This is a genomic window from Marinomonas transparens (genome assembly GCF_016463975.1).
Taxonomy (GTDB): domain Bacteria; phylum Pseudomonadota; class Gammaproteobacteria; order Pseudomonadales; family Marinomonadaceae; genus Marinomonas; species Marinomonas transparens.
In genome coordinates this window covers 280,924-293,917 of sequence record NZ_JAEMNX010000003.1, presented here as the reverse complement: position 1 = coordinate 293,917, position 12,994 = coordinate 280,924, and the positions used below count along the sequence as shown (strand labels likewise).

11 protein-coding genes are annotated in these 12,994 nt (G+C 42.9%); 8 read left to right on the top strand and 3 right to left on the bottom strand.

Translation table 11 applies throughout. The features are described from left to right. Nucleotides 1–96 precede the first annotated feature (96 nt). The gene (locus tag I8J31_RS06105) at nt 97–1,671 is read left to right on the top strand and encodes an aldehyde dehydrogenase (NADP(+)) (protein ID WP_199467386.1); all 1,575 of its coding nucleotides are present in this window, start codon (nt 97–99) and stop codon (nt 1,669–1,671) included. Between the two features lie 178 nt (nt 1,672–1,849). Here I8J31_RS06105 and I8J31_RS06100 read toward each other — a convergent pair whose 3' ends face one another. Continuing rightward, complete coding sequence (locus I8J31_RS06100; RefSeq protein ID WP_199467385.1) at nt 1,850–2,998, bottom strand: oligogalacturonate lyase family protein; 1,149 nt, start codon at nt 2,996–2,998, stop codon at nt 1,850–1,852. A gap of 249 nt (nt 2,999–3,247) precedes the next feature. Here I8J31_RS06100 and I8J31_RS06095 point away from each other — a divergent pair, with 249 nt between their 5' ends. The 7 genes from I8J31_RS06095 (at nt 3,248) to kdgR (ending at nt 10,470) form a co-directional block, all read left to right on the top strand. Further along, complete coding sequence (locus I8J31_RS06095; protein WP_199467384.1) at nt 3,248–4,129, top strand: carbohydrate ABC transporter permease; 882 nt, start codon at nt 3,248–3,250, stop codon at nt 4,127–4,129. Between the two features lie 2 nt (nt 4,130–4,131). Further along, entirely contained in the window at nt 4,132–5,031 is a 900-nt protein-coding gene (locus I8J31_RS06090; RefSeq protein ID WP_199467383.1) for a carbohydrate ABC transporter permease, read from the top strand. Between the two features lie 11 nt (nt 5,032–5,042). Continuing rightward, entirely contained in the window at nt 5,043–6,176 is a 1,134-nt protein-coding gene (locus tag I8J31_RS06085) for an ABC transporter ATP-binding protein (RefSeq protein ID WP_199467382.1), read from the top strand. 36 nt (nt 6,177–6,212) lie between these two features. Next, nucleotides 6,213–7,499, top strand: coding sequence for an ABC transporter substrate-binding protein (locus I8J31_RS06080; RefSeq protein WP_199467381.1), 1,287 nt, complete (start codon nt 6,213–6,215; stop codon nt 7,497–7,499). 310 nt (nt 7,500–7,809) lie between these two features. Further along, the gene (kduD, locus tag I8J31_RS06075; RefSeq protein ID WP_199467380.1) at nt 7,810–8,568 is read left to right on the top strand and encodes a 2-dehydro-3-deoxy-D-gluconate 5-dehydrogenase KduD; all 759 of its coding nucleotides are present in this window, start codon (nt 7,810–7,812) and stop codon (nt 8,566–8,568) included. 62 nt (nt 8,569–8,630) lie between these two features. Next, nucleotides 8,631–9,563: a sugar kinase gene (locus I8J31_RS06070; protein WP_199467379.1), complete on the top strand. Its 933-nt coding sequence runs from the start codon at nt 8,631–8,633 to the stop codon at nt 9,561–9,563. A 118-nt stretch (nt 9,564–9,681) separates the two neighbouring features. Then, a complete protein-coding gene (gene kdgR / locus I8J31_RS06065) occupies nt 9,682–10,470 on the top strand; it encodes a DNA-binding transcriptional regulator KdgR (RefSeq protein WP_199467378.1) in 789 nt (262 codons plus the stop codon). Between the two features lie 209 nt (nt 10,471–10,679). Here kdgR and I8J31_RS06060 read toward each other — a convergent pair whose 3' ends face one another. Together I8J31_RS06060 and I8J31_RS06055 are read right to left on the bottom strand one after the other, a co-directional pair. Continuing rightward, nucleotides 10,680–12,293, bottom strand: a complete 1,614-nt coding sequence (locus tag I8J31_RS06060; RefSeq protein ID WP_199467377.1) for a TRAP transporter large permease — start codon at nt 12,291–12,293, stop codon at nt 10,680–10,682. Between the two features lie 17 nt (nt 12,294–12,310). Beyond that, nucleotides 12,311–12,988, bottom strand: coding sequence for a TRAP transporter small permease (locus I8J31_RS06055; protein ID WP_199467376.1), 678 nt, complete (start codon nt 12,986–12,988; stop codon nt 12,311–12,313). Nucleotides 12,989–12,994 lie beyond the last annotated feature (6 nt).

The window sequence follows — 12,994 nt, the reverse complement described above, 5'->3', positions numbered from 1 at the left end:
TACTGAGAATGAATAGTCGTTAATCCTAATTATCTATAGAGCATCACAATGATGTGCTGCTTTATTTTACTGTCTGCTTTTATGACGGAGGAATGTATGCAAATTTCGGGACATATGTTGATTGGTCAACAATCAATTAAAGGTCATAAAAAAGCCATTCGAGCTCTTAATCCTGCAACCAATGAATTTCTTGAGCCTGAGTACTTGGGGGGCGATCAACAACATGTCGATCAAGCGATGGCTTTGGCTTGGCAAGCATTTGATATTTATCGAGCGATTTCTACAGAGCGACGTGCCGCATTTTTGGAATGCATTGCGGATGAAATTTTAGCCCTTGGTGATGTGTTAGTGACTCGGGCCATGGCGGAAACCGGTTTGCCTCAAGCTCGTATTGAAGGGGAACGGGGCCGTACTATGGGACAATTACGCATGTTTGCTTCTGTGGTTCGTATGGGCAAATTTATTGATGCTCGTATTGATTCTGCGATGCCTGGACGTACTCCTTTGCCTCGTTCTGATCTGCGTTTTCAAAAAATCCCTTTGGGCCCGGTTGCTGTGTTTGGTGCAAGTAATTTCCCATTGGCTTTTTCCGTTGCTGGAGGTGATACGGCTTCGGCTTTGGCTGCTGGCTGTCCTGTTGTGGTGAAGGCACATTCAGCCCATCCGGGAACGTCAGAGCTGGTTGGCCGTGCCATACAATCTGCCGTGAAAAAATGTGATTTACCAGAAGGCGTTTTCTCTCTTTTGTTTGGTGCTGGCGCAGATGTTGGTGGTGCATTAGTGGCACACCCTCATGTAAAAGCGGTGGGCTTTACTGGCTCTCGTTCCGGTGGTATCGCGTTAATGAATATTGCCGCGAATCGTCCTGAGCCGATTCCTGTGTACGCAGAAATGAGCAGTATTAATCCGGTTTTCATTATGCCAAGTAAGTTGGCTCAGCAAGCTAAGGCTGTCGCATCTGGCTTTGTTGGTTCATTGACTATGGGGGCGGGGCAGTTTTGCACGAACCCTGGTCTAGTGGTCTTTCTGGATGGTGAAGGCTCAGAGGACTTCCTTGCCCAAGTGGCCGAAGATATCAGCGCGCTTACGACACAAACTATGTTAACGGCAGGAATTTATCAGGCCTATTGTGATGGCGTGAATGCCCTAGCCAATAATGACAAGGTGACCTTATTAGCCAAAGCGAATACATCAGAAGCACCTAACCAATGTCAGGCCCATGTTTTTGTTACTGATGCAGCGACTTTTTTATCTGATAAGCGTTTAGAAGGTGAGGTATTTGGTTCGGCTTCATTGGTGATTAAATGTCGTAATTTGGGTGAGTATCGATTGATTGCAGAGCATTTGGAAGGGCAGTTAACGGCCACGATTCAAATGGACGATGCAGATGTGACGGCTGTAGCGGATTTATTGCCAACGCTTGAGCGTAAAGCAGGTCGTTTGTTGTGTAATGGTTACCCTACAGGTGTCGAGGTTTGTCAGGCTATGGTTCATGGCGGTCCTTTCCCTGCAACGTCAGACAGTCGTTCTACTTCGGTGGGCGCTGCTGCGATTGACCGTTTTGTACGTCCTGTCTGTTATCAAGACTTTCCTGCCACACTGTTGCCTTTAAGTGTGCAAAATCAGAATCCACTGACGATTCCTCAGTTGGTGGATGGGGAAATGAAATAGTACTTTAACGGGCGATGGTTATTGGGTATTGCTCTTTTTTGAGGTTGCGGGGGATAGGGGTCCGCAACCTTTTTTTTGTGTTTAGAAAAAGACAAAAAAATCCCCCGTAAGCAGAGCTTTCGAGGGCAAAGGGCATTGCCCAGAGAGTAACCCTAGGCAACAGACGTTCGGTTAATGCTTAGATGGTTGCCATATAGATGGCGGGTGTGCCGTTCTTATCTGAGCCGTAAAGTACAGCACTGTTGTCGGGGGTGAAAGAGGGATGTGGATGGTTAATCTGACGATTCCCAGCTAATACGTCCCAGCTAGTATCATGGGTGCAGATGATTTTTGAGGTGCCTGCTTTCAGATCAAATAAATACAGATTTGGGTCATTTTCAAGTTGATGGCCAGAGGTGTCAGCAACATCGACAGGGGTGTCTGATCCATCACCCACGACCATGGTGCCATCAAAATTACTCATTAAATGGCTACAGGCTGGCATTTTCATTTCTTTTTTGAAAGCCAGTGTTGTTGGGTCAATAGAGCACATCCAGCGATCTGTCTCACCGTGCATATAAGAGACGAAAATCATTTTAGAGCCATCTGGTACCCAAAATTCATGGGTGCAGGCTTCACCTTCTTCTTGGTCGCGTACTTTACGTACGTTGTCACCGTTCTCATCCACGAACCACATGCGGTTTCTGACGAGGTCATGAGGTCCCTCGTGGCAGAAAGCCACCATGCTGTCATCAAATGGGCGGTAAATCGGGTGTCCCATCCAAACTTTTTGCTCTAGTACTGTCGTGCGTTCGCCAGTGGATAGGTCAACAGAAAAAAGGCGACAAACTGGGTTGCGATGATATTGCTCTGCGAACTTCTTCCAGTCGGTTAATGGTAGGTAATCGCTCTCTTTGATTTCAATGCCAACGATCTTAGTACATTCACTATTTGGTACCCAGGTACCATAACCAACCCAGCCGCTTTCTACTTCATAAAGTACATCATGGGCCTGTGTCTCTAGATTGACTTTTATTAAAGCATGGTCACTTTTAACAAAAATCAGTGATTTATTGTCAGTGGTTAAAAAACCTCCAAAGGTATTGTCACCAGCTCCTTCGGTCAGTTGCGTGGCGGTTTGAGCCTTTAAATCCATGAGATGATAGTTCCAGTGACCATCAAAGTCGGCAGCAAAAAGTAGCTTGCTGCCGTCATTGGTAAAACATTTCTGATAGAAGTAGTTGCGATGGCAGACCGCATTGTCTGGCGTCAATTGAGTTATGCTTGATCCGGTTTTAGGATCAATCGATGTTTTGAATTCTAATTGAGTTACTTTACCTAGAGCCATGCTCTTCCTCTCTTATTTTTATCGTCTGACGCGCTATAAAGTGAGTTGGGCCATCACTTTGTTTATAGCTCGTCATCTTTTGTTTTGGTTGGTGTTAGGTGTCTCACCGAATGCTATAAGAATACCTTCGCACAAATAAAAATGAAATACTATTTCAAAAAAAATGAAGTTAGTTATTGAAAAAATAAAATTGCTCATCTAGTATCGAGCCACAACACTAAATAAAAACAATTGTAGAGTTGATAAAGTATGTATGAAAATAGACGTTTAGGCCTAGCCTATATAAGTCCGTATATTATTGGATTGCTGGTTTTTACAGCGTTTCCTTTTTTGGCGTCATTAGTCATAAGCTTCACGGACTACGACCTAATCAATGCTCCTGAATATATCGGTTTGGATAACTACCGAAATATGATCAGTGATGACACATTTTATAAGTCGATGAGTGTTACCTTCGCATATGTTTTCCTCACTATCCCTCTTAAACTGGCGTTCGCTCTTTTTATTGCTTTTGTTTTGAATTTTAAGCTTCGCGGCATTAAGTTCTTTCGTACGGCTTATTACATCCCTTCTATATTAGGCAGTAGTGTTGCTATTGCGGTACTTTGGCGGGCAATCTTTTCATTGGATGGGCTGCTTAATAACTTTTTGGGGGTCTTTGGTGTAGAAGCCATCTCTTGGTTAGGCGAACCCGTATTTGCTATGTTCTCAGTTACTCTGTTGCGTGTTTGGCAGTTTGGTTCGGCCATGGTTATCTTTTTGGCGGCATTGCAGAGCGTTCCTCAATCCCAATACGAAGCCGCCATGATTGACGGGGCTTCAAAATGGCAAATGTTCACTAAGATTACTGTGCCTTTAATTACGCCAGTGATTTTCTTTAATTTTATTATGCAAACCACTCAAGCGTTTCAGGAGTTTACTGCTCCTTTCGTTATCACAGGTGGCGGTCCAGCAGAATCTACCTATTTGTTCTCTCTTTATATCTACGATACAGCGTTTAAGTATTTCGATCTTGGGTACGGTAGTGCACTTGCTTGGGTATTGTTCCTTGCGGTTGCAGTGTTTACCGCAATTTCATTCAAATCATCTAAGTACTGGGTGTTCTACTCAGGTGATAAGGGCGGTAAATAATCATGAATAAAACATTTGTAAATCGATCCGTTGCTGAAAGTAATTCCTATGTGAAAGCCGAGTTACGTAAAGAAAAAATCGGTGCGGCAGTTCGTTACTTTATTTTATTGCTGTGTGGTTTAGTGATGCTTTACCCACTGTTTTGGATGTTTTCTGCCGCCTTTAAGCCTAACCATGAGATCTTTAGTTCGTTAAGCCTTTGGCCTAGTGAGTTTTCTTTAGATGGCTTTATCAATGGTTGGAATACCGGGACGGAATATACCTTTGGACGTTTTTTCCTGAATACGCTTTGGTACGTACTGCCTAAAGTCATTTTAACGGTTATCTCTTCGGTGATCGTCGCTTATGGCTTTGCTCGCTTTGATATTCCTTTTAAGAAATTTTGGTTTGTTACCTTAGTCGCCACTATTTTGCTGCCAACATCCGTTTTGCTTATCCCTCAGTATTTGATGTTCCGTGAAATGGGGATGCTAGATAGCTATATGCCTTTGTATCTTCCTATGGCGTTTGCGACTCAAGGCTTCTTCGTTTTTATGTTGATTCAGTTCTTACGTGGCTTACCAACGGATATGGAAGAAGCCGCTCAGATTGATGGTTGTAATTCTTATCAATTACTTTGGTACATCGTAGTGCCAATGCTGAAACCCGCCATTATTTCTGTCGCATTATTCCAATTCATGTGGTCAGTGAATGATTTCTTGGGCCCACTTATTTATATATCGAGTGTTGAAAAATACCCAATCGCATTGGCTCTAAAACTATCCATTGATGTTACCGAAGGTACCCAGTGGAATGAAATTCTTGCAATGGCATCCATTGCCATCGTTCCGTCAATTGTCGTCTTCCTTATTGCACAAAACTATTTTGTTGAGGGAATTACGTCCGGTGGTGTTAAAGGGTAAGGTAAAAAATTATGTCTAAAGTTGTACTTGAAAATCTAACAAAAATTTATTCGAACGGTTTTGAAGCTGTTCACGGTATTAACCTAGAGATTGAAGATGGTGAATTCCTTGTCATTATCGGGCCGTCAGGCTGCGCTAAATCTACAACGCTTAGAATGTTGGCGGGTTTAGAATCTATTTCTGGTGGGTCTATTACGATTGGAAATATGGTCGTGAACAGTTTGCCACCCAAAGATCGCGGTATTGCGATGGTATTCCAAAACTATGCGCTTTATCCGCATATGAGTGTTCGTGAAAACTTAGGTTTTGGCTTGAAGCTAGCAAAAGTGAGTAAAGCCGACATCGAGAAGCAAGTAAATGAAGCGGCAGAGCTGCTTGAGTTAACGCCTTTGCTGGATCGTTTGCCTCGCCAATTATCCGGTGGTCAAGCTCAGCGTGTTGCAGTTGGTCGTGCCATTGTAAAACGTCCACAAGTTTTCTTGTTTGATGAACCTCTATCTAACCTAGATGCCAAGCTACGTGCATCAATGCGTGTGCGTATTTCTGATCTGCATAAAACGCTTAAAAAGACCAATCGTTCGGCTACCAGTGTTTATGTTACCCATGATCAGACGGAAGCCATGACCATGGGGGATCGTATTTGCGTGATGAAAGACGGTCATATCATGCAGGTGGATACGCCAGCGAATCTTTATAAATACCCAAATAACTTGTTTGTAGCTGGTTTTATTGGCGCGCCAGAAATGAACATGGTCGAGACTCGATTAGATCGCACGGGGGAAGGTAAATGTCACTTGGCAATGTCAGGACAAATTTTGGGCTTGCCTGATGCGAAATTGCAAAAAGTATTAGCCAATTACACCGAAGATGTTGTGTTTGGTATTCGTCCCGAGTTTATCAAACTCGCCGACGAGAATTCACCAAAAGATGAGGTGATAAAAGGAACAATCGGTCGCATGGAAAATATGGGAGCGGAATTCTATATCCACTTTACCGTGGAAGATAGAGAAATGTGTACGCGAATCCCTGCGCATATAGTAGAAGAAAAGTTGTTGGATTCAGTAGGAAAAGAGCAACTTTTCCATTTTGAAATGCAAAACGGTCATATTTTTGACAAGCAAACTGAGAAGAATATTTCTCTATAAAATCAACTAAGTAACTCACTAACGAGGAAATAAAGCATGAAAATAAAAACAATAGCTCTATTGGTCGGAATGGCTTCCATAGGTTCAATGATCAGTGTGAATGCAAGTGCTGACGAATTGCGTATGTCATGGTGGGGCGGTAATTCTCGTCATAAAGCGACTAATGCGGCAGTTGATGAATTTGAAAAAGCGAACCCAAGTATTGAAGTGAAAACGGAATATACGGGCTGGGGTGGTCATTTACAACGTTTGACAACTCAGATTGCAGGTAATACAGAGCCTGATGTGATGCAAACAAATTGGAATTGGATGCCTATTTTCTCAGCAAAAGGTAATGGTTTTAAAGACCTTAGAGAATATGCTGATGTTTTGGATCTGACTCAGTTTGATGAGTCAGCATTAGCGGCTGGTACGAACAATGGTAAGTTGAATGCTATTCCAATTTCTATGGCGGCTCGTGTCTTCTATTTTAATAAAGATACTTGGGCAAAAGTCGGCCTACGATTCCCGACTAATTGGGATGAAATCATGGCCGCTGGGCCAATATTTAAAGAAAAGTTGGGCGATAATTATTTTCCACTGATTTTGGAAACGAATGACCTGCTTGGTATGGCCCGTTCTTATATGGTTCAAAAATACGGCATTGGAATGATTGATGAAGCAGGGGAAAAACTTGCTTACTCTGATGCGCAGATTTTAGAGTTTTTCAAACTCTATACCAATATGGTTGATAACCATGTTATTCCAAGCACCAAATACATTGCGAGCTTTGGGGCAGCCAACATGTACGAACACAAACCTTGGATAGATGGGGAGTGGGGTGGTATCTACATGTGGAACTCTGCTGTCAATAAATACAATAACAACCTTAAGCCGCCTATGTCTCTAGGGCTTGGCTTTTATCCTCAATTACCAGGAGCAACAGATGCGGGTTTATTTTATAAACCTGCTCAAATGTTCTCTATCGGTAAAAACAGTGACAAACCACGTGAGGCCGCTATGTTGATTAATTTCATTCTTAATGAGCCTGCTGGTTACAAAGCGATGGGGCTTGCACGAGGTGTTCCTTTAAGTTTGGCTGCTCGCAGAGCGCTTGCTTTAGACGGAACCATTAGTGATACAGACTTATCTGTTGCTGGTTTAGCTCAAATTAATGATTTACCTAAAAATATAAAGGTATCTCCTTATTTTGAAAACCCTAAGTTGGTGAGTCTTTTCAAAGGTCTAATTGAAAAAATGGACCAAGGTCAGATGACCGTTGAAGAAGTCGCTAAAGATTACAAAAAACAAGCTAATCGTATCTTACGAAAAGCTATTAAGTAATAAATGCAAAACGCTAAGCCCTTTTAGGCTTAGCGTTTTAATTTTTCTTATTGCGACAGAGTTTTTTGTTTTTTAAATGGGCTTTCTGAGAACTGGGTTATTCAATAAAACAACATGAGCGACATGATTTTAAATTCTTATTTCTAAAAAAATCATATTGGTGATGCCGTAAATTTTAAATTGTATTTCAAAAACTTAGACCACGTTTTCTTATCGTTTTGAATATGTGGATATGCTTTGTAATGCCTGTGAGTAACACATTTACGGATAACGAAAGAAGTAAAGCTATTAAATTTAATAAGGTGATGCAATGAAAAATATGTTTGATTTAAGTGGAAAAGTAGCTGTCGTTACTGGTTGTAATACAGGTTTGGGTCAAGGTATGGCTTTAGCACTTGCCAATGCTGGTGCGGATATCGTTGGTGTGAACAGAGATGTCCCAGAGGATACAATTGAGCTGATGGCTAAAACAGGTCAAAAATTCCACAGTGTTATTGCCGATATGAGCAAACTTGAAAGTGTTGATCTTGTTGTTAAAGAAGCCGTAGCTGCATTCGGTAAAGTAGATATTTTGGTGAATAATGCCGGTATTATTCGTCGTAATGATTCTATAGATTTTACTGAAAAAGATTGGGATGACGTGATGGATCTCAATGTTAAGGCAGTATTTTTTATGGCTCAGGCTTTTGCTAAGCAAGTTATTACTCAGGGCACGCCAGGCAATATTATTAATATCGCTTCCATGTTGTCTTTTCAAGGGGGCATTCGTGTACCTTCTTATACAGCATCAAAAAGTGGTGTGATGGGAGTAACTCGTTTACTGGCGAATGAATGGGCTCAGCATGGTATTAACGTTAATGCGATTGCGCCAGGCTATATGGCGACAGACAATACATCTGCTTTGCGCGCAGATGAAGATCGCTCTAGTGAAATATTGGGTCGTATTCCTGCTGGTCGCTGGGGAACCCCTGGAGATATGGCTGGGCCAATTGTCTTTCTTGCATCGGATGCTTCTCGTTATGTTAATGGTTATACTGTTGCGGTTGATGGCGGTTGGCTGGCTCGTTAAGGTAACGGCTTCACCTATTTTTCATTTGTCATTTTACTTTTCATGTTCAGGAATATTGCATTATGAGTCAATTAGCTATGCCTACCAAGATCGCATTAATAGGCGAGTGTATGATTCAACTGCAAGGTTCCTTGTTTGGTATCCTGACCCAGAGTTGGGGGGGCGATACCTATAATACAGCGGTGTATTTAAGGCGCTTATTACCTGAGCAATTTGAAGTACATTACATCACTGGATTAGGTGACGATGCCCTTAGTCATGCTTTGCAGAAAGCATGGCAGTCACAGGGATTAAAACTAGATTCGATACGTATCATAGAAGATAAACGTCCGGGACTGTATCAAATTACTACGGACTCTTCTGGGGAACGTTCATTTCATTATTGGCGTAATGATGCCGCTGCAAAATACGTTTTTGATCAAATGACTGCTGAGGCATTAGCCGATGAGCTAGGCGCTTTTGGTATGGTGTATTTGTCTGGTATTAGTTTGGCGATTTTGACTGAAAAAGGTCGTGCCACTTTACTTGATGCATTAGATATTTATGCTGAAGGGAATGGCAAAGTGGTGTTTGATAACAATTATCGCCCTGCACTTTGGCCGAATAAAGAAACGTGTCAGGCAGCCTATCGACGCATTCTTGCTATTAGTCATATTGCCCTTATTACCGAAGATGATGATGAGTTACTGTGGGGGAGAGGTTCGTCTGAGGCTATTTTCGCAGATTATGATTGTCCTGAAGTGGTGATTAAGCGTGGTTCTGAAGATTGCTTGTTGTGTGTTGAAAATAGTTATTCTCGGGTGCCAACGGAACCAGTGAAAAATGTAGTAGATACCACGGCAGCAGGAGACTCTTTCGGTGCGGGTTATCTTTTTGGTCGTTTAATGTCGATGGATCCAGCTACCTCTGCGGGCTATGGTCATGAGTTGGCAGGGCGTGTGATTCAACATTCTGGTGCCATTATTGATGAAGTTCATATGCCGAATCTTAGCTAAATTTAGTGTTTTTTTGTTTTATTTGCATAACTAAAGCTCGGCTGAAGACTATTTCTGTATATTCGTTAAATTTTTTTCTATAATAGTGAAACATCTTTTTTAAAATAATGAAATTTCTATGGCGAATGAAGACAACACTCAACAATTAGAACCTGTATCTTCAGTAATGAAGGTATTTGCAATCCTAAGTGCTCTTTCTGAGCATAAGTCCATCGGCGTGACTGAACTTTCTCAAATCGTGATGACGTCTAAAAGCACGGTTTATCGATTCCTACAGACGATGAAAATGCTTGGCTATGTTAGCCAAGAAGGCGATAACGACCGCTACTCTCTAACACTTAAACTATTTGAAGTCAGTGCTAAATCACTTGAGCATGTTGATCTGGTTTCTATTGCAGAACCCTGTATCAACCGTATTGGAGAAGTGACCAAAGAGGCATTGCATTTATGCGTGCGCGATGCTGACAGCATTGTCTATGTGTATAAGGTTGATGCTCAATATAACCTTCGTATGCAGTCTCGTATTGGTGGTCGTAACCCTTTGTACTCGACTGCAATTGGTAAAGTGTTATTGGCGGAAAAAAGCGTCGAAGCAGTACGTGAGATTTTAGCTGATACTGTATTTAAAGCGTCTACATCGAAAACCCATAAAAATATTGACTCTCTTTTGGAAGAACTCAAGCTGGTTAAAGAACAGGGCTTTGGTGAAGATAATGAAGAGCAGGAAGAAGGTTTACGCTGTATTGGTGCTCCAATTTATGATCGCTTTGGTAATGTTATTGCCGGTATGAGTATTTCTTATCCTACTTTGCGTCATGACGAGGGTAAGAAAGAGGAATATATCAAGATGCTCAAAGAAGCCTGCCAAGAGATTTCCCACAAGCTAGGTCATAACCCTTCAAGTTAGTTGATTACTTTTTAGAAAGTGCTTGAAAATAGTTAATTAGAAAAGAGCCTCTTTGCAGGCTCTTTTTTTGTTCTGTCTTTTTGCCTCTATTTAAAATTACCATCAGTCCACTGTTTCCAGTGGCAGGATAGCGAATGCTTAGCCCAAAAAAACGCCCCGAAGGGCGCTAAAACTTAATGTTTTGAATTGACTTGCTAAGGTTGGAGCCGTTATTGAACGATTTCTGGCCCCATGATGCTGTAAGGCAGTGCCGTTGATAGGGCTGGGATATAGGTTACCAGTACTAGGAAGACCATCAGTACCAATACAAATGGCATCGCCGCTTTCACAACTTTCGCCAAGCTCATACCTGTGATACCTGAGGTAACAAAGAGGTTGAGGCCAATCGGTGGCGTGATCATACCAATCTCCATGTTCACTACCATGATGATACCTAGGTGAATTGGGTCAACCCCCAGTTCCATGGCAATGGGGAAGACAACAGGCGCTACGATAACCAGTAGGCCGGAAGGTTCCATAAACTGCCCGCCAATCAACAGCAATATGTTCACGGCGATGAGGAAGGTAAACCAGTTAAAGCCAACCCCAAGCATCCATTCCGTGATCATCTGCGGTATGCGTTCTGCTGACAGAGTGTGCGCAAACAAGAAGGCGTTGGCGATGATGAACATCAACATCATGGTTGTTTTAGTGCCTTCCAGCATGACTTTACGGGATTCATCACCGAACAGCGCAGGGAAGAAACCGCGTACCATCATGGATAGGTTACGACCCCAGATAGGCAAGCCAGCGGCAAGACAAGATTGGATGGAAGCCTCAATATTTGCCCCACGTTTATAGACGTAGAAAATAGCCAGCAGGATAGAAAGTACCGCACCCCATAGGGCACGATCACCGCCAGTAACGGTTTCACTATCGGCAAAGATAAAGAAGGACATGATCTCCCAAACGAGGAAGAAGGACACGCCATAAACTGTGCCATTAAAGCCCACACGAGCATGGGGAGCATCGTCATCATTGGTCCAGGTTTGACCTTTTAGCGGCCCCATATCACGGTAAACAAATAGGGCAATGAAAATGGAATACACCGCTGCAACAACCGCCGCTTCGGTTGGCGTAAAGACACCGCCGTAAATACCACCCATGATGATTACGATAAGGAATAATCCCCAACCGGCATCTTTACCACCACGAACAAGATGACCAAACCCTTTCCATTCTTCAGCAGGTAGATTCTTGATACGTGCTACCACGTAGATTGCCAGCATCAACATACCGCCGGCCATCAAGCCTGGGATAACCCCAGCTAAGAACATACGGCCAACAGACACGTCAACGGAGGCGGCATAAACCACCATCACGATGGACGGTGGAATCAAGATACCCAAGGTACCTGCGTTGGCGATAATACCAGCCGCGAACTCTTTCGAATAACCCACCTGGCGCATACCGGCAATGGCAATAGTACCAATGGCGACGACGGTGGCAGGAGAAGAGCCAGATAGCGCAGCAAACATCATACATGCCAATACTGACGCCATGGCCAAGCCACCGCGGAAATGCCCGACACTGGCGATAGCGAAGTTAATAAGACGCTTAGCCACACCACCTGTCGACATATAAGAGGAGGCCAGAATGAAAAACGGGATAGCCAGCAAAGTATAATGCTGCCCCGCCCCAAACAGAGAAATTGCCACCGATGACAAGGAGTCATGGGAGAAAAAAGTAATAAACAAGATGGACGATAAGCCCAAACAAATACCAACCGGCAAGCCGAGAAACAGCAAAGTTAGTACTAATCCAAATAAAAGAAGTGATTCCACAATAAGCTCCTAACCGCTTAGTCTTTTAAGACGTTTCTGTTTTCTTCGACGAGGTCTTGTGCCTCATGGCCACTTATAAACATGTCTCGTTTGCCACGAACAATGTCGATAAAGGCTTGCAAAGAACGGTACGTCAGTAGCGCCAAACTGATGGGTAGAATGATTAATACGACCCAGCGATGGAAACGTGGTTGTAAACCGAATAGTTCTTGAACGAACACAGGGTAGCGTAGTTCTTCTGAACCTATGCCAATTTTGTACATTTTTGACCAATATTCGATGGCACCGCCTCTTACGTCCACACCCAGCATAGCGAGCCAAGTGGAGTCCAGTAAGAGCAAGCCATACAGCATGGCGGCCGCTGCGCCAAATAGGGATAGTCCTTTTGCGATGCGTTTAGGAACGGCGTTTAGAACAATGTCTACGCCAAGGTGAATACCAGTTTTAATACCATAGCTCATGCCTAAAAGGATTAACCATGAAAAGGCAATAGTATTAAACTCTAATGCGGCATCCCAACCAGTATTAAAGCCGTAACGAGCAATAACTTGACCGAATGAGACCGCCATAATGGAAGAGATAACCAGAATGATCAGATTTTCTTCCGCTCTCTCCATGGCTTTGGGAAAACGTTTTTCCAGCACCCAAAGGACTAGAATAAAAATAAGTAAATAAAGATGTGGCCAATATGCCATGGGAAT